The following is a 16,567-nucleotide window of genomic DNA, read 5'->3' as shown; positions in this document are numbered from 1 at the left end:
GTTAACGATGACCACGACTTCAAGCGACGTGTCGCTTGCGGCCCAGACCGATCTGTCACGCCTGGTGGATCCGCGCAGCATCGCGATCATCGGTGCCTCCGACCGATCCGGCAGCCTTGGCGCGCGGTCGGTCGCCAATCTGCTGGACCACTCCCGCTTCGACGGCACGCCGTACCTGATCAGCCGGACCAAGGACACGATCCACGGGCTGCCCTGCTACAAGAGCGTCCTGGACCTGCCGGAGGCCCCCGACGTCGCCATGCTCGTCGTGCCGGCGGCACAGACCCTGTCTGTGCTCAACGAGTGCGCCGAGCGGGGCGTGCGCTACGCCATCGTCTTCACCTCCGGGTTCGGGGAAATGGGGGAGGAGGGCAAGCAGGCCGAGGCCGAGATGGCCCGGATCGGGCGCGAGTCGGGCATGCGGATCTACGGCCCCAACTCACCCGGCCTGTGCAACCTCAACAAGCCGCTCGGCATGATGTTCTCCCCGTCCTTCCACCGGGACCAGAACCCCGGCCCCATCGGCCTGGCCACGCAGGGCGGCGGCATCGGCCGCGCCTTCGTCCAGGGCCTCGAACGGGGGCTCGGGGTGGGCCTGTGGGCGTCCACCGGTAACGAGGTCGACCTCACGGTCGCGGACTTCGTGCGGTACATGGCCGACGCCGACGACATCACCGTGATCGCCACCGTCATGGAAGGCATCAAGGACGGGGCCGACTTCGTCGACGCCGCGCTCTACGCCGCGGAGCGCGGCAAGCCCGTCGTCGCGCTGAAGGTGGGGCGTTCGGAGTACGGCGCCCGCGCCGTCGCCTCGCACACCGGCTCGCTCTCCGGCTCCGCCGAGATCAACTCCGCCGTGCTGCGCCAGGCCGGCGTCGTCGAGGTGGACGACCTCGACGAGCTCATCGACACCGCCGCACTCTTCGCCCGCAAGCTCCCGAGCGGCACGGAGAAGGTCGCGGTCTACGGCTTCTCCGGGGGCGGCTGCGCGTTGGCGGCCGACGCCGTGGGGCACATGGGCCTGGAGCTCGCCACGTTCACGGACGCGACGAACGTGCGCCTGCAGGCGTCCTTGCCCGATTACGCCGCGATCGGCAACCCCGTCGACGCGACCTCGGACATCCTCAGCCGGCCCGAGATCGGTGCCGAGAGCCTCGTCGCGGTGGCCGACGACCCCGAGGTCGGCGTGATCCTCTACCCGTTCCCCTGCGACTACGAGGAGCTCACCGGCCAGATCGGCAACTCCATCGTCGAGGTGCAGCAGCAGACCGAGACCCCGATCATGGCCGCCTGGATGAGCGACCGCCTCGGCCCGGGCTACGACGCCATGGTGGCCGGCGGCCTGGTGCCGGTCGGCAGCATCAACCGCGCGGCCAAGACGCTGCGGCGCTGGATCGACCGGGGCCGCTGGGAGGGCGACACGAGCTGGCGCCCGGTCGGCGCCCACGAGCCGGCGGGCCCCCGGGTGACCGCGACGGAGCCCGAGGCCAAGGCACGACTGTCCCGGCACGGCGTGCCCGTGCCGGACTCCGGGGTGGCCCGCTCCGCCGAGGAGGCGGCCGCGCTCGCCGAGCGCATCGGCTTCCCCGTGGTGCTCAAGGTCGTCAGCTCCGAGATCACCCACAAGAGCGACATCGGCGGCGTTGCCGTCAAGCTCGCCGACGCCGGCGCCGTCCGTGCCGCGTACGACCGCGTCACCGGCAGCGTCCGCGCTGCCGGGTGGGACGTCGAGGAGGTCCTCGTCGAGGCCATGGCCGCCGACGGCGTGGACATGCTGGTCGGCGTCACGGCCGACCCGGTCCACGGGCCCGTCGTCACCTTCGGCCTCGGTGGCATCTACGTCGAGCTGTTCAAGGACGTGTCCCGCCGCGTGCTGCCGCTCAGCGAGAAGGAGGCACGCGCCCTGGTCGAGGAGCCGAACAGCGCCGCGCTCCTGAAGGGGCTGCGCGGCGCCGAACCCTACGACATCGAGGCCCTCGTCGAGTTGCTCGTGTCGGTCTCCCGATTCGTCGAGACCCACGCCGACGTTATCGAAGAGCTCGAGCTCAACCCCGTCCGGGTGCTGCCCGCGGGCCAGGGCGTGGTCGCCCTGGACGCGGTGCTCGTCACCTCAGGCCCCCTGGAGGAGCAGGCATGATCACCACCGAGATCGGACAGACCACCACGGACCGGATCACGGTCCGCGGGCATGACTTGGCCGGCGAACTCATCGGCAACATCGACTTCATCGACATGCTCATGCTCGTCACGCTGGACCGGCGTTGCGAGGGGCACGAGAAGGAGATGCTCAACGCCATCCTCGTCACCGTCACCGACCACGGGCTGACCCCGAGCGCGCTCGCGGCGCGCCTGACCTACATGGGCGCCCCCGAGGCCCCGCAGGCGGCCATCGCCGCCGGGCTGCTCGGCGCCGGCAGCGTCTTTCTCGGCGCGATGCAGAACGCCGCCCAGATGCTGCAGGAGGCCGGGAGCGACCTCGCCGAGGACGCCTCGGACGAGGACATCCGCCGCGTGGCCCTGGAGTTCGTCAGCGAGCGGCGGCGGCAGCGGCGCCCGCTCTACGGACTCGGGCACAACATCCACATCGACGGCGACCCGCGGATCCCGAGCCTGCGTGCGGTCTCCGAGGCGAACGGCTACTACGGCCGGTGGTGGAAGCTGCTCCTCGCCATGGACGACGCCTCGTCCACCGTCTACTCGCGCCGCCTGCCGGCCAACACCGCCGGCGCCGTCGGAGCCATGATCTTGAGCATGGGCCTGCCCGTGCACATGGCCCGGGGACTCGCACTCGTGGGCCGCTGCGCCGGTCTGCTGGGCCACCTCATCGAGGAGGAGACCCACCCGACCGGGCAGGAGCTGTGGGACCTGGTGCTGCGCCAGGACCCCCGCAACGAGCTCCCCACCAAGTAGTCAACCGCTGAACCACAGGAGTAGAGATGCTCAGGAAAGACGCCAACGAAACACTCTCGCGCGTGGGCAAGGGCACGCCGATGGGTGAGCTGTTCCGGCGGTTCTGGCTGCCCGCCGCGCTCTCGTCCGAGATCGCCGAGAAGGACGGTCCGCCCATCCGGCTGAGGATCCTCAAGGAGGACCTCATCGCCTTCCGTGACACCAAGGGCCGGGTCGGCGTCGTGCAGGCCTACTGCTCCCACCGTCTGGCACCGCTCTTCTTCGGCCGCAACGAGGACTGCGGCATCCGGTGCGGCTACCACGGCTGGAAGTTCGACGTCGACGGCAACTGCCTGGAGACCCCGAACGTCCCCGCCGACGCGCCGGACATCCGCTCCCGGGTGGGCATCACCGCCTACCCCGTCGAGGAGCGCGCCGGCGTGATCTGGGTGTACATGGGCCCCAAGGAGCACCAGCCGCCGTTCCCGGCGATCGAGTACGCGAACCTGCCCGCCGACCAGGTCTTCGCCGCCCGCTGGCTGCAGCGCACCAACTGGTCCCAGGGCCTCGAGGGCGAGATCGACAGCTCCCACATCAGCTGGCTGCACCGGGACTTCGACAAGGAGAACACGAAGCAGAAGTCCACCGGCGCGCAGATGACCAACGACGCCGCCCCGCACATCGAGCTGCGCCAGACCGACTACGGCATGGTCTACGGCGCCCGCCGTGAGCACGAGGGGCAGTACCTCTGGCGTGTCACGCAGTTCATGCTGCCGATGTTCAGCCTGATCCCCCGGGGCCCGGGCGAGTTTGTCCAGGGCGGCGGCCGCGCCTGGGTGCCGATCGATGACAACAACACGACCGTCTTCACCTTCGGTTACCGCGTCGACCACCCGATCGAGAAGGCGGAGCTGGAGTCCTACTACCTCAGCGGCGCCCTCTTCCCGCCCCGCCTGACCAAGGGCCCGTACAAGCTGCAGGACGAGACCGTCATCGACACCTTCCTGCCCGTGGCGACCAAGGGGAACGACTACCTCGTCGATCGCGTCATGCAGCGCCACCAGAACTTCACCGGCATCTGGGGCGTGCACGACCAGGACCGGGCGCTCGCCGAGAACTCTCGTGTCATCGAGGGTGACCCGGGCATCGCGGACCGGTCCTTCGAGCACCTCGTGAGCTCCGACCGGGCGGTCGTCGCCGCCCGGCGGATCCTCATCAACATGGCCGACCAGCTCAAAGCCGGAGCCGAGCCCTCCGCGGTGCAGAACGCGGACCTGTTCCGGGTCCGCGCCATCAGCAAGCTCACGCCGATCGAGACGTTCGACGAGTTTGCCGAGACCTACGGGCACGAGTTCGCCGCGGCGTCGATGACCGAGGTCGAGCCGGCGCTATGACGGAACGGCTAGGGCTCGCCATCGTCGGGCTCGGGCTCGCCGGCGGCGGCATGTTGGCAGCGGCGCGGACCCATCCCGGGGTCCGCCTCGCTGCGGCCGTCGACCCGCAGCCCGAGCTCCGCGCGAGATTCGCAGCGGCCGAGGGTCTTCCGGCCTTCGCCGACCTCGGCGACGCCCTGGCCCTCGACGACGTCGACGCCGTCTACATCGCCTCCCCGCACCAGTTCCACCGCGAGCAGGCGGTGCGGGCCGCCCAGGCGGGCAAGCACGTCGTCGTCGAGAAGCCGATGGCGCTGACGCTCGAGGACTGTGACGCCATGGTCACGGCGGCCGAGGCCGCCGGTGTAGTCCTCATCGTCGGCCACACCCACGGCTTCGCCCCAGGGGTGCTCCTCCTGCGCGAACTCGTCCAGAGCGGTCGGTACGGACCCCTCGGCATGATCGCGCTGTGGAACTACACCGACTTCCTCTACCGGCCCCGCCGGCCGGAGGAACTCGACACGAGCGCGGGGGGTGGCATCCTGTTCAATCAGGTGCCCCACCAGGTGGACATCGCGCGCACCATCGCCGGGAGCCCGGTGCGGGCGGTCACGGCGCTCACCAGCGTACTCGACCCGCAGCGGCCCACCGAGGGCAGCTGCGCCGCGTTGGTGGAGCTCGAGAGCGGGGCAGCGGTCAACCTCGTCTACAGCGGGTACGACCACTTCGACAGCGACGAGCTGCACGGTTGGATCGCCGAGGGCGGCGGTCCCAAGACGCCGGCCCACGGCGCCGCCCGTGCCCGGCTGCGTGGGCTCAGCGCGAACGAGGAACGCCAGGAACGCACCACCCGCATGGCCTACGGTGCGCGCACCGTGGCGCGGCCGGAGAACCAGCCGCACTTCGGTGAGCTCGTGGTCAGCTGTGCCGGTGCCGACCTGCGGCTGGGGCGGCATTCGGTGCTGGCGTACACCGACGACGGCGTGGTCGAGCACCCCATCGACCAGACCGCATGGTGGCCCGGCCGGGGTGATGTGCTCGAAGAGCTTGTCACCGCGGTCCGCCACCGCAGCCCCGCTCTCCACGACGGGGAGTTCGGCCGGGACACCCTCGCGGTGTGCCTGGCCATCATCCGATCGGCCGATCAGCGTCGGCAGGTTCTACTCGACTCCAGAAGGGAGCGGTGCGATGTCCCACCAGACCATGGAACGACCCGGCGCCAAGGAGCTTCAGACCATGACCTTGCGCGTGCAGGCAGTGCGCCTCGAAGCGGAGAACATCCTCTCACTCGAGCTCGCGCACCCCAACGGTGAGCCGCTCCCGGCCTTCACCGCAGGTGCGCACATCGACCTGGCGCTGCCCAACGGGCTCTCCCGCAGTTACTCGCTGTGCAACGACCCCACCGAGACGTCTCGCTACGTCGTCGCGGTTGCCCGAGACGCCCAGAGCCGCGGGGGCTCCACCTGGATCCACGACGAGATCCGTCCCGGGCAGCTGCTCGAGGTGACCGGGCCGCTCAACAACTTCGAGCTCGTCGAGTCGGCCGCCACCAGCGTGCTCATCGCTGGCGGCATCGGCATCACCCCGATGATGGCGATGGTGTGCCGGCTCGCGGCCCTGGGGCGGGACTGGGTGCTCCACTACGCGGTGCGCACCCGGACCCAGGCAGCGTTCCTGCCGGAGCTGGAGCGGCTCGCGGGAGAGCACCCGGAACGGCTCCGGCTCCACGTCGACGACGAGAACGGCGGCGCCGTCCTCGACCTCAACTCCGTGGTGCAGTCCGCGGGCGAGCAGGCCCACCTGTACTGCTGTGGCCCCACCCCAATGCTCGAGGCGTTCGAGGCGGCCGCGGCGGCCCTGCCCGCCGAGCAGCGGCACGTGGAGTACTTCTCCAACACCGAGGCGCCGGCCACCGATGGGGGGTTCGAGGTCGAGCTGACCGAGAGCGCCCTGACCCTCGTGGTGCCCGCCGGGAACACGATCCTGCAGACGATGCTCGATGCCGGCCTCGACGTGCCGTACTCGTGCACCGAAGGGATCTGCGGCACGTGCGAGACACGCGTCATCAGCGGGGTGCCCGACCACCGCGACCTGGTCCTCACCGACCAGGAGAAGGCCGCGAACGACACCATCATGATCTGCTGCTCAGGCAGCCAGAGCCCCCGGCTCGTGCTCGAGCGCTGAGCACCGTCCGACATCCCGACACACCGAACCGAAGTGGAGAACGAACATGGCTGAGATCGTCATGGCGGTGGGGACATCCCACAGCCCTCTCCTTGCCATCGCCCCCGAGACCTGGCCGGACCGCGCCAAGGACGACCTGCGCAAGACCGAGCTCTTCCTCGCCGACGGGCGCGTCGTCAGCTACGACGAGCTGAACGTCGAGGTCGGAGGCCGGCACGCGGACGAGGCCACGACCGAGCACTTCGTAGAGCAGGCGGCGCTGGCACAGGCGGCACTCGACCGCCTCGCCGCCGCCATCGACGAGGCCGAGCTCGACGCCCTCATCGTCATCGGCGACGACCAGCAGGAGCTCTTCAGCGACGCCCACACTCCCGCCATCGCCGTCTACAACGGCGACGAGATCGTCACCCACCCGAAGAACGAGGTGAACCCCAACCTGCCCGCCTGGTACCAGGAGGCCAACCGCGGGTACAAGATGGACACGGTCCACCGTTACCCGGGGGCCCCCGAGCTGGCCAACGCGCTCATCGACGGGTTCATCGAGAACGGCGTCGACACGGCCGTCGCGAGCGAGGTCGCCGACCCCTACACCTTGGGCTTCGGCCACGCGTACGGCTTCGTGATCGACCGGCTGGTGGGGGAGCGGCAGATCCCGATCCTGCCGATCATGCTCAACACCTACTTCCCGCCGAACGTGCCTCGCCCGGCGCGGTGCTACGACATCGGGGAGATTATCGCCCGCACGATCGAGGCGCTCCCGACCGGCCAGCGCGTCGGCGTCGTCGCCTCGGGCGGCCTGACCCACTTCGCCGTCGACGAGGAGCTCGACCGCAAGGTGCTCGACGCGCTCGTCGCCAAGGACGTCGACACCCTCAAGGCGCTGCCCCACCTGGGCCTGCGCTCGGGCAACTCGGAAATCCTGAACTGGATCATGACCGCCGGCGCAGCCAAGGACCTGCAGGCCGACGGCTACGAGTACATCCCTGTCCGCCGCACCGAGGCCGGGACCGGCATCGGGATGGCATTCCTCATCTGGCAGGGCGCGAACTCCGTCGCCCCCGCCCGCGTCACGGAAGGAGCCGCGTCCGTATGATCATCGACGCGCACGGCCACCTCATCACCCCGGCATCCGTCTTCGGGATCCGCACCGTGCTGCAGGCCTCGAACGGGCAGCACTCCAAGGAGTGGTACATCGACCGCTACGTCCGTGAGGCCGAGCTCGAGGCGAGCGCGGCCCGGGGCGTGACGCTCATGGACCAGGTGGGCACCGACATCCAGTTGATCTCCCCGCGACCCTTCGTCCTGATGCACTCCCACCCCATCGCGAAGGACGTCGCGCTGTGGGTCGGCCTGCAGAACGACCTCATCCACCGGACCGTCTCGCTCCACCCCGACCGGTACCGCGGCGTGGCCGGCCTGCCGCAGGTGTCCGGCGAGCCCGTCGAGATCGTCTTCGACGAGCTCGAGCGCGCCATCGGCGAGCTGGGCTTCGTCGGCGTGCTGCTCAACCCGGACCCGGACGAGGGCGGGGGCCGCTCCCCGCGCCTGTCCGACCCGTACTGGTACCCGCTGTGGGAGAAGCTGGTCGAGCTCAAGGTCCCGGCCCACATCCACAGCGCGGCTTGCCGCGGCCGGGAGACCTACGACGAGCACTTCTCCACCGAGGAGAGCCTCGCCGTGACGGCGCTCGTGCACTCCGAGGTGTTCGACCGGTTCCCCGACCTCAAGGTCATGATCAGTCATGGCGGCGGGGCGATCCCCTATCAGATCGGCCGCTGGCGGGCGCACTGGTGGCTGGACCTGGCCACGAAGAAGAAGCACATCGCCGACTACTTCAAGGACCTCGAGCACGCGGGCATGAACGGCCTGGAGCTCCCCGCGGCGCCGGCGGACCTCACCAGTTTCGACGATGCCCTGCGCATGCTCTGGTTCGACACCGACGTCCACGCGGAGACCTCGCTCGAGCTGCTCTTCAAGACCGTGGGCACCGACCGGACGCTGTTCGGCACCGAGCGTCCGGGCAGCGGCGGGGCGATCAACCCGAAGACCGGCCGGTCGTTCGAGGACTTCAAGTACACGATCGACCGCCTGGACTTCCTCACGGACGCCGACCGCGGGCTCATCTACGAGCACAACGCGCGGCAGGTCTTTCCGCTGCTCGATGCCCAGCTGGCCGACGACGCCCGGGCCTCCGCCCAGGCGGTGCGGCAGTGACCGTCACCGGCGTCGCCGACGACCTCATCGCGCAGGCCGCCACGTTGCCGACCGCGACTTTGCACGAGGCCGCGGGCAAGGTCGGCGCCCTGCCGGCAGCGATCAGGCCCGTGCGGCCGGGTATGCGCCTGGCGGGCCGTGCGCTGCCGGTGCGCGGCCCGGTGGGGGACAACCTCTGGCTGCACCACGCCATCATCGCGGCCGGCCCGGGCGACGTCCTCGTCTGCGACATGGGGGCCGGGGAGTACGGCTACTGGGGCGAGGTGATGGCGGTGGCCGCGCAGGCGCGCGGCATCGCCGGCCTCGTGATCGACGGTGGCGTGCGCGACGGCGATCAGTTGGGTGCCCGCGGCTTCCCCACTTTCTCCCGGCACATCTCCATCCGTGGCACCGCGAAGGACCCGGCGGGCGCCGGTTCGCTCGGGGATCCGATCCAGATCGGCGACATCACGGTGCGTGCGGGCGACCTCGTGGTAGGTGACGACGACGGCGTCGTGGTTCTCCCCGCAACTCAGGCGGCGGCCGCTGTCGCGGAGGCGCAGCGGCGCGAGGACACGGAGAGCGAGATCTTCGACCGGCTGGTGGCCGGGGAGAACACGGTCGAGATCTATGGCCTGCCCGGAGTGACCAGGTGAGCCCGCACGCCATCTACGTGAGTGGGCTCGAGCACGGCACGAACCCCATCCCGGCGGCGGCGCGGCGCGGGCCGTTGCTGATGACGGGGGCCGTGCGCGGCGTCGACCGGGCGGCGGGCGCCCTGCCCCAGGACGCGGCTGAGGAGGTCCGCCTCGCCTTCGACAACCTCCGCGCCGTGCTGGAGGCGGGCGGCGGCACACTCGACGACGTGGTCCACATCAACGTCTTCCTGGGTGCCGATGGCATTCGCCCGCTCGTCAACGAGTCCTGGGTCACGGCCTACCCCGAGGAGGCTGTCCGGCCGGCACGGCACGTCATCCGCCAGGACCTGCCCGCCGGCATGAAGGTGCAGCTGGAGGCCACGGCGTACATCGCAGAGAGCGGAGGGACCGCATGAGCGACATCATCGCGCGGCTGCAGGCGGTGGACGCCTGCGCCGTGTCCGACGCCCTGGACACCCTGGGCCTCCCCGGCGTGGCCCTCGGCCTCGAGCGGCTCAGCACGCAGAAGCCGGTGCGCGGACGGGTGACCACGGTGCGGCTGGTGCCCGCCGGCCGCGCCGCGCCCTCCGGCCGGCACCTGGGGACCGCCGCCGTCGAAGCATCGGGCGCCGGCGACGTCATCGTCGTCGACCATGGCGGGCGGAACGACGTCTCCGGCTGGGGCGGCAACCTCTCGCTCGCCGCCGCGCAACGAGGTGTCGAGGGCGTGATCGTCGACGGCGCCTGCCGGGACCTCGACGAGAGCCGCGACCTCGACCTGCCCGTGTTCGCGCGGGGCGCCGTCCCGATCACCGCCCGCGGGCGGGTCGTGGAACAGGACTGGAACATCCCCGTCACCATCTCCGGCGTCGAGGTCCATCCCGGTGACTACGTGATCGCCGACGGCAGCGGGGTGGTCTTCATCCCGGCTGACCGCGGCGCCGAGGTGCTCGACGCGGCAGAAGCCGTGGTCGAGCGCGAGCGTCAGATGGCCGAGCAGATCCGCCAAGGTGTCCCGATCTCACAGGTCATGGGCGCGAAGTACGAGACGATGTTGGAGAAGGCATGACGATGGACGACCACGCGGTACAGGCGGCGCTGCGCGAACTGAGCTGCACCGACGTCAGCGATGCCATGGACCGGCTCGGGATCAACGGCCAGTGCCTGGGCATCATGCCGCTCGACCGCACGTTCCGGCTGGTGGGCCAGGCGTGGACCCTGCGCTACGGACCCGTCGGGGAGGACCCGGGAACCGTCGGCGACTACATCGACGACCTCGGTGCGGCACAGGTGGTCGTCCTGGACAACCAGGGCCGTATGGACGCCACGGTGTGGGGTGACCTGCTCACCTCGACCGCGTCCCGCAACAACGTTGCCGGAACCGTCATCGACGGCGTGTGCCGTGACGTCGACCGCGCCCTGGAGCTGGGCTACCCCATCTACGCCCGCGGGAACTGGATGCGGACCGGCAAGGACCGGGTGCGCGTCGAGGCGACCGGGGAACCTGTCTCCATCGGCGGGGTCCGCGTCGAGGCGGGCGACTGGCTCGTCGGTGACGGGGACGGCGTGGTCAGCATCCCACGTGCGCGTGCGGAGGAGGTCATCACTGCCGCCGAGGAGATCCGCGACGCCGAGGAGCGGATCAGGCAGGCGGTTGCCGAGGGACGCACCCTGCGGGAGGCTCGCAGCGAAGTCGGCTACCACCGCCTGCAGACCTACCGAGCGGGCTAAAGGGCCGGAGTATGACCGGAGCCCTCAGCCACGGCGGCTCTGGCAGCTGCGATAACCTCTAAACTTGCGAGTCCGCGCCGGTACGGGGCCGTTAGGTACAGATTGCCTAGCGGGGCGACAAGCATGTGCTCACTGACGATGCCGGGACGTACGCGGGGCAAGATGAGTGGAGGAGATCGGCGTTGGTCAAGCTCGATGCAACCGCGGGGAACCGCGTCCAGCGCAAGACCGGTGCCGGCCTGACCGTGCCCGCGGCCGCGCGAACCATGGCAGTGTTCGAGGCGTTCGCTCGGGAGCAGCGAGAACTGTCCAAGTCGGAGGTGGCGCGTTTGCTCGACCTTCCCGAGTCGAGCACCTCGGACCTGCTCAACACCCTGTACGCGCAGGGTTACGTGACCCGCACGGTCGGGACGCGCCGCTACTACCCGTCGGGGCGGCTCCTGGCCATGGCGACACAGATCGCCGAGAACGACCCGGTGCTGTCCTTCGCCGAGGAGGCCGTGTCCCTGATGGCCGAGCGGACGGGTGAGACGGCCGCGTTCGCCGAGCGGTACAACGACAAGATCAAAGTCCTCGCTGTTTCGCAGGGTCGCCACCGCCTGCGGTATGTCATCAATGTCGGGGACTCCTTCACTGTCCATGGGACGGCACTTGGCAAGGCACTGCTGAGCCAGATGCCTGACGACGAGCTCGCGCGGCTACTCCGGCTGAACCCGCTGCCGAGGCTGACGTCGGAGACCAAGACCGACCCGCGCGCTATCGAGGAGGACATCCGGGACTCGCGCGAGCGCGGCTACTTCCATGCGCGCGACGAGGGCACGATCGGGGTGAGCTCGCTCGCCGTGGCAGGGCACGTCGGTGACCGGCCTGTCGCACTGGGCATCATCGGGCCGACCGAGCGCATCGTGGACAACTTCGACGAGCTCGTCGAGGTCGTCAAGGAGATCGGCGAGACGGTCTTCCGGGGCGAGTAACTGGCGCGACGGGCCGGGCCGTTGCCGGCCGGCGCCGTAGCAACCCGGGACCTTGGGATGTCGCCGGAGGAGCGCGTGCTCCCGACGCTGGGACGGATGTGGCGCGCCCGGGTGCCGCAGTCCGATGTGCTTGACCTACGAAGATCCGGCCGTAAGTTCGAAATATCGCAGACTGTGTGTGTCGCGGGGCACACGTGCACGTCCAGGCCCGTCTTTCGCAAAGGAGCGAATATGTCAGCAGTGGTGCAGGAGATCGATCAGCTCTTCATCGGCGGGCAGTGGGTGGCCCCCTCGAGTAACCTGCGGATCGAATCCATTGCCCCCGGCACCGGGCTGCCGCTGGGCAGCGTGGCCGCGGCCGACACGCAGGACGTGGACCGTGCGGTCGCCGCCGCACGCGCGGCCCTGGACTCCGGCGAGTGGCAGCGCTTGCCCCCGACCGCCCGGGCTGCGGCCCTCGCCCCGCTGGCAGATGCCATCAAGGAGCGCGCCGAGGAGTTCGCCACCCTGGTCAGCGCCGAGGTCGGCTGCGCGATCAGCTACTCGCGCACGCGGCAGGTGCCCGGGGCCGCCATGATGGTCGACTATTTCGCCTCCCTGGCGGCGTCGACGGCATGGGAGGAGCGGCGGCCTGGCTTCGTCAAGGACTCGATCGTGCTGCGCGAGCCCGTCGGAGTGGTCGCGGCCGTCGTGCCCTGGAACACGCCGCTGATGTCGGTGATGGTCAAGGCCATCCCCGCACTCATCGCCGGGTGCGCCGTGGTGGTGAAGACCCCGCCGGAGATCGCCCTGTGCTCGGTGGAGATCGCCAAGATGTTGGAGGCCTGTGACCTCCCGGCCGGCTTGGTGAGCCTGCTCGTCGCCGACCGTGAGGTCAGCGAGCACCTGGTGAGCCACCCCGACGTGGACAAGGTCGCCTTCACCGGCAGCACCGCCGTCGGCAAGCGCATCCTCGAGATCTGTGCGCGCAGCGTGCGCCGCGCCACGATGGAACTCGGCGGGAAGTCGTCGGCGATCGTGCTGGACGACGCCGATCTGGAGACCACCGTCGCCGGCCTCGTCGCCGGCGGCATGACCATCAACGGCCAGCAGTGCACGGCCCAGCAGCGGGTGCTGTTGCCGGAGTCGCGGGCCGCAGAGTTCACCGAGGCGATCGTCGCGGCGGTCAAGGCGCTCAAGGTCGGCGACCCCCTCGACGAGGCGACCGAGGTGGGTCCGCTGATCGCCGAGCGTCAGCGCGAGCGCGTCGAGGGCCTGCTTGCCACTGCGCGGGAGGAGGGCGCGACGGTGCTCGCCGGCGGTGGGCGCCCCGCGGGCCTGGATGCCGGCTGGTACGTCGAGCCGACGGTGCTGGGCAACGTCGCGCCGGACTCCACGATCGGGCAGGTGGAGGTGTTCGGCCCCGCGTTGTGCCTGATGATCTACCGCGACGAGGACGAGGCGGTCGTGATCGCCAACGGCACCGAGTACGGGCTGGCCGGCGCGGTGTGGACCGGCGACGAGGCCCGCGGGGAGCGGGTGGCCCGGCGCGTGCGCACCGGCATGTGCGGCGTCAACGGCTTGAGCGTGGACTTCGCCGCGCCCTTCGGTGGCATCGGGGCCTCCGGGTTGGGACGCGAGATGGGTCCCGAGGGTCTTGAGGCGTTCGTGGAGTACAAGACCCTCACGGTCCCGAAGTCCCAGGCCTGACCCCCGAAAAAAGTGAAAAGTAGGGGAATGTGGCGAGACGTCATCTTCTCCGCGAGACGTCAACTTCTCCACGAGACTTCACGATCTCCCGGGTGAGGCGTCATTCGTTCGGTGAGATGTCACGTTTCCTGAGGGCGAAACCCTCACAAGACCCGAGGAAGCGAGCAATCCATTGTTCCGATCTGAACGCGCGCGAAGGCTTTCGAAGAGGCCGGTCTGGCTGACGGAGGAATGGTCCGACGGCGCCGTCACCATCGAGCTGCTCTACTCCGGTTCCCGAGTGCCCGTCAACGAGATGAACGTGGCCCTTGCCGAAGGCCTGGTGGATATGGGGATCCATCAACCCACCGGTGAGCCGGAGTTGTTCCCGATCACCAGTTACCTCGGCGACCTCATGTTCCTCCACGAGACCACGCCCTTCGTCGGCGCACTGCAGGGCGTCGCCGCCTGGACCGAGGTGGGTCTGACCGAACCCGCCGTCCGAGACGAGATGCGGACCAACGGCATCCAGCCCCTCATGCCGCTGTCGTTCACGGGCGGAGCCTTCCTGCTCTGCGCGGGCGAGCCGGTCACCTCGCTCGACGACGCAGGCGGAAAGCGGATCCGGGTGACGTCGGCGGCCCACAAGGCCGAGGTCGAAGCGTTGGGGGCGGCGCGGGTTTCCCTGCCGGTCCCGGAGCTCTATGAGGGCCTGCAGCGCGGCGTCATCGACTGCGTCGACGCCAACCTCCTGCTCGCCAGCGTCATGGGACTGACCGAGGTCACCGACGCATGGACGATCGACAGCGGAGTTCAGTTCTCAGGGACACCCACCTCGTTCGGGATGACAAGCGCAACCTGGGACGGCCTCGACCTGCCGGTGCGGCAACTCCTCTGGGATCGGCTCGACGTGTTTATCGAGGCACACATCCAGCACTCGGTCTTCGAGACCTATGTCGACGGCCTCACGATGTCTCAGGACGGTGGCCTCAGCTTCAACGAGTGGGAGCCGGATGCCCGGACTGCCCTTGAGGATCACTTCGAAAGCGTGCTCGCGAGCCATAGCCTGGAAGCCCCGGCCGGACTGGACGGCGAGGCGATCGTCAACACCGTCAATGACGCTCACGCGGAATGGCTCGAACGCGTCGGGGAGTTGGGTTTCTCCGAGAACCCCTCGTGGGCCGAGTTCGCGGATTGGTTCCAAACGAATGAGCCCGATCTGCGGGTCTACGTGGACGCGCTTGCCGAGAAGGTCTTGGCACCTCAGCGCCCCGCCCAATGAGCAATCCCCGCACAGCCCAGCCGGGTGAGACGGCGTCGGCCTGTTATGACATCTCGCCGAGAAGTTGACGTCTCGCCGAGGAGATGACGTCTCGCGGAGAAGTTGACGTCTCGCCGGCTGGGGGCATGGGGTCTGGTCGGGCCGGGGTGGGCGCGCAGGGTAGCTTGACGGGCACGAGCGCGACCGGTTAACTGCCGCGAAGTATCGTAGGTTGCGATGAAGTATCGTGGGAGTGGTCGCTGACACCACTTGAGCGGGCTCGAGGCCGAGCCCGAACCTGGACAGAAGCTTCGCAACGTCGCTAGCTGCAGCAGCAGGGAAATGGACTGGACATGGACCCGATCGAGCAGAAGAAGCTCCTCATGGACGTGCGCCCGGGGAGCAAGATGCACGAACTCATGAAGCGGTTCTGGCTTCCGTTGACGCTGTCCCGGGACGTCGTTGCGGATGGTGACCCGATGCGCGTCACCGCGCTCGGCAAGGACTTCGTCGTCTTCCGCGACACCAACGGTCGCGTGGGCCTCATGGACGAGCTGTGCATCCACCGCAGCGCCTCCCTGTGCCTGGGCCGCAACGAGGAGGGCGGCCTGCGCTGCATCTACCACGGCTGGAAGTACGCGGTCGACGGCAGCGTCATGGACATGCCCAACGTGCGGGACGAGCGCCTGAAGGAGCGGGTGCGCCAGCCCTCCTACTCCGCGCGGGACGAGGGCGGCATCATCTGGGGCTACTTCGGCCCCAAGGAGGAGGAGCCGCCGCTGCCGCACCACGCGTTCTTCGACGTGCCGGAAGAGAACCGCGTCGTCGAGCTCATGGTGGCCTCGACCAACTACACCCGCGTCGTCGAGGGCCTGCTGGACTCATCGCACACGGGCATCCTGCACCAGGACTCCGTGCGGGCCAACGAGCAGGGCACGGGCCCCAAGCTCGCGTTCGGCGGCACCAGCAGAACTCAGCTCGGCGCCTCGATCTCGAAGAACCTCGCCCCGGCGATCGAGGTGCAGGACACGGACTTCGGCATGCGCTACGCCGCGATCCGCGACTACGTCACCGAGGCCGGCGAGCCGCAGCAGGTCGCGCGCGTCACCGCCTGGGCCTTCCCCACCACGATCGTCACGCCCGGCGACAACCTCATGCAGCTGACCCTGCCGGTGGACAACGACCGTTCCCACTTCTTCATGGTCTTCTGGGACGCCACGCAGGAGATCGGCGTGGGTGAGAAGCGCGAGACGATCCGCCAGTACTACGGCATCGACGACGAGGGCATGGACGCCTGGGGCCTGGGCCGCGAGTACCACGGCCTCCCCGGGCGGCCGTCGAAGGAGAACAACTGGGGCCAGGACCGTGAGGCCATGCGCAACGGCAGCTTCACGGGCATCCACCGCTTCATCCCCGAGGACTTCGCGGTGAGCTCGTCCATGGGCAAGGTCGAGGACTACCCCATCGAGCACCTGGTGCCGTCGGACCTGGCGATCGCCCGCTTCCGGCGCCGCCTCGTCGACAACGCCCAGCGGCTCTCCCGCGGCGACGAGATTGTCGGTCTGGAGCCCAAGGAGCCGCTGAAGGCGGCGGTCATCACCCTGGAAGACGGCAAGTCCTGGAAGGACCACTTCGCCGGTCTCGGCGTGAGCTGAA

Annotated in this window: 15 protein-coding genes; all 15 read left to right on the top strand. The window is 69.5% G+C overall.

What is annotated here, in order from left to right:
* The first annotated feature begins 7 nt into the window (after positions 1–7).
* Positions 8–2,137 (top strand): acetate--CoA ligase family protein, encoded by a 2,130-nt coding sequence (locus tag ACF0H8_RS19100; RefSeq protein WP_395290431.1) that lies wholly within the window; start codon positions 8–10, stop codon positions 2,135–2,137.
* On the top strand, positions 2,134–2,910 hold the full coding sequence (locus ACF0H8_RS19095; protein ID WP_395290430.1) for a citryl-CoA lyase: 777 nt from the start codon (positions 2,134–2,136) through the stop codon (positions 2,908–2,910). Before ACF0H8_RS19100 ends, ACF0H8_RS19095 begins: the two co-directional genes overlap by 4 nt.
* Before the next feature lie 26 nt (positions 2,911–2,936).
* The gene (locus ACF0H8_RS19090) at positions 2,937–4,283 is read left to right on the top strand and encodes a Rieske 2Fe-2S domain-containing protein (protein ID WP_395290429.1); all 1,347 of its coding nucleotides are present in this window, start codon (positions 2,937–2,939) and stop codon (positions 4,281–4,283) included.
* On the top strand, positions 4,280–5,575 hold the full coding sequence (locus tag ACF0H8_RS19085) for a Gfo/Idh/MocA family oxidoreductase (protein ID WP_395290428.1): 1,296 nt from the start codon (positions 4,280–4,282) through the stop codon (positions 5,573–5,575). Before ACF0H8_RS19090 ends, ACF0H8_RS19085 begins: the two co-directional genes overlap by 4 nt.
* A complete protein-coding gene (locus tag ACF0H8_RS19080) occupies positions 5,499–6,446 on the top strand; it encodes a PDR/VanB family oxidoreductase (protein ID WP_395290427.1) in 948 nt (315 codons plus the stop codon). The genes ACF0H8_RS19085 and ACF0H8_RS19080 overlap by 77 nt, the downstream gene beginning before the upstream one ends.
* Positions 6,447–6,492: 46 nt before the next feature.
* Complete coding sequence (locus tag ACF0H8_RS19075; RefSeq protein WP_395290426.1) at positions 6,493–7,539, top strand: hypothetical protein; 1,047 nt, start codon at positions 6,493–6,495, stop codon at positions 7,537–7,539.
* Entirely contained in the window at positions 7,536–8,660 is a 1,125-nt protein-coding gene (locus ACF0H8_RS19070) for an amidohydrolase family protein (RefSeq protein WP_395290425.1), read from the top strand. Before ACF0H8_RS19075 ends, ACF0H8_RS19070 begins: the two co-directional genes overlap by 4 nt.
* The gene (locus ACF0H8_RS19065; protein WP_395290424.1) at positions 8,657–9,295 is read left to right on the top strand and encodes an RraA family protein; all 639 of its coding nucleotides are present in this window, start codon (positions 8,657–8,659) and stop codon (positions 9,293–9,295) included. Before ACF0H8_RS19070 ends, ACF0H8_RS19065 begins: the two co-directional genes overlap by 4 nt.
* Positions 9,292–9,693, top strand: coding sequence for a RidA family protein (locus ACF0H8_RS19060; RefSeq protein WP_395290423.1), 402 nt, complete (start codon positions 9,292–9,294; stop codon positions 9,691–9,693). The genes ACF0H8_RS19065 and ACF0H8_RS19060 overlap by 4 nt, the downstream gene beginning before the upstream one ends.
* Positions 9,690–10,346 carry an RraA family protein gene (locus ACF0H8_RS19055; protein WP_395290422.1) on the top strand — a complete coding sequence of 219 codons (657 nt, stop codon included), beginning with the start codon at positions 9,690–9,692 and terminating at the stop codon, positions 10,344–10,346. Before ACF0H8_RS19060 ends, ACF0H8_RS19055 begins: the two co-directional genes overlap by 4 nt.
* Positions 10,343–11,008, top strand: coding sequence for an RraA family protein (locus ACF0H8_RS19050; protein ID WP_395290421.1), 666 nt, complete (start codon positions 10,343–10,345; stop codon positions 11,006–11,008). The genes ACF0H8_RS19055 and ACF0H8_RS19050 overlap by 4 nt, the downstream gene beginning before the upstream one ends.
* Positions 11,009–11,190: 182 nt before the next feature.
* Positions 11,191–11,982, top strand: coding sequence for an IclR family transcriptional regulator (locus ACF0H8_RS19045; protein ID WP_395290420.1), 792 nt, complete (start codon positions 11,191–11,193; stop codon positions 11,980–11,982).
* A gap of 231 nt (positions 11,983–12,213) precedes the next feature.
* On the top strand, positions 12,214–13,671 hold the full coding sequence (locus ACF0H8_RS19040) for an aldehyde dehydrogenase family protein (protein ID WP_395290419.1): 1,458 nt from the start codon (positions 12,214–12,216) through the stop codon (positions 13,669–13,671).
* Between the two features lie 172 nt (positions 13,672–13,843).
* On the top strand, positions 13,844–14,932 hold the full coding sequence (locus ACF0H8_RS19035; protein ID WP_395290418.1) for a hypothetical protein: 1,089 nt from the start codon (positions 13,844–13,846) through the stop codon (positions 14,930–14,932).
* A 332-nt stretch (positions 14,933–15,264) separates the two neighbouring features.
* Positions 15,265–16,566 (top strand): Rieske 2Fe-2S domain-containing protein, encoded by a 1,302-nt coding sequence (locus ACF0H8_RS19030; protein WP_395290417.1) that lies wholly within the window; start codon positions 15,265–15,267, stop codon positions 16,564–16,566.
* Position 16,567 lies beyond the last annotated feature (1 nt).

The sequence above is a fragment of the Georgenia sp. AZ-5 genome (assembly GCF_043952095.1).
In the GTDB taxonomy this organism is placed as follows: Bacteria; Actinomycetota; Actinomycetes; order Actinomycetales; family Actinomycetaceae; genus Georgenia.
The sequence above is the reverse complement of the archived record's forward strand: the minus strand, read 5'-3'. Positions and strand labels throughout refer to the sequence as shown.

What these genes read in the sequence shown, in the direction of transcription:
- ACF0H8_RS19100 (WP_395290431.1), top strand. Translation starts at nt 8, where the DNA reads ATGACCACGACTTCAAGCGACGTGTCGCTTGCGGCCCAGACCGATCTG.
- ACF0H8_RS19095 (WP_395290430.1), top strand. Translation starts at nt 2,134, where the DNA reads ATGATCACCACCGAGATCGGACAGACCACCACGGACCGGATCACGGTC.
- ACF0H8_RS19090 (WP_395290429.1), top strand. Translation starts at nt 2,937, where the DNA reads ATGCTCAGGAAAGACGCCAACGAAACACTCTCGCGCGTGGGCAAGGGC.
- ACF0H8_RS19085 (WP_395290428.1), top strand. Translation starts at nt 4,280, where the DNA reads ATGACGGAACGGCTAGGGCTCGCCATCGTCGGGCTCGGGCTCGCCGGC.
- ACF0H8_RS19080 (WP_395290427.1), top strand. Translation starts at nt 5,499, where the DNA reads ATGACCTTGCGCGTGCAGGCAGTGCGCCTCGAAGCGGAGAACATCCTC.
- ACF0H8_RS19075 (WP_395290426.1), top strand. Translation starts at nt 6,493, where the DNA reads ATGGCTGAGATCGTCATGGCGGTGGGGACATCCCACAGCCCTCTCCTT.
- ACF0H8_RS19070 (WP_395290425.1), top strand. Translation starts at nt 7,536, where the DNA reads ATGATCATCGACGCGCACGGCCACCTCATCACCCCGGCATCCGTCTTC.
- ACF0H8_RS19055 (WP_395290422.1), top strand. Translation starts at nt 9,690, where the DNA reads ATGAGCGACATCATCGCGCGGCTGCAGGCGGTGGACGCCTGCGCCGTG.
- ACF0H8_RS19050 (WP_395290421.1), top strand. Translation starts at nt 10,343, where the DNA reads ATGACGATGGACGACCACGCGGTACAGGCGGCGCTGCGCGAACTGAGC.
- ACF0H8_RS19040 (WP_395290419.1), top strand. Translation starts at nt 12,214, where the DNA reads ATGTCAGCAGTGGTGCAGGAGATCGATCAGCTCTTCATCGGCGGGCAG.
- ACF0H8_RS19030 (WP_395290417.1), top strand. Translation starts at nt 15,265, where the DNA reads ATGGACCCGATCGAGCAGAAGAAGCTCCTCATGGACGTGCGCCCGGGG.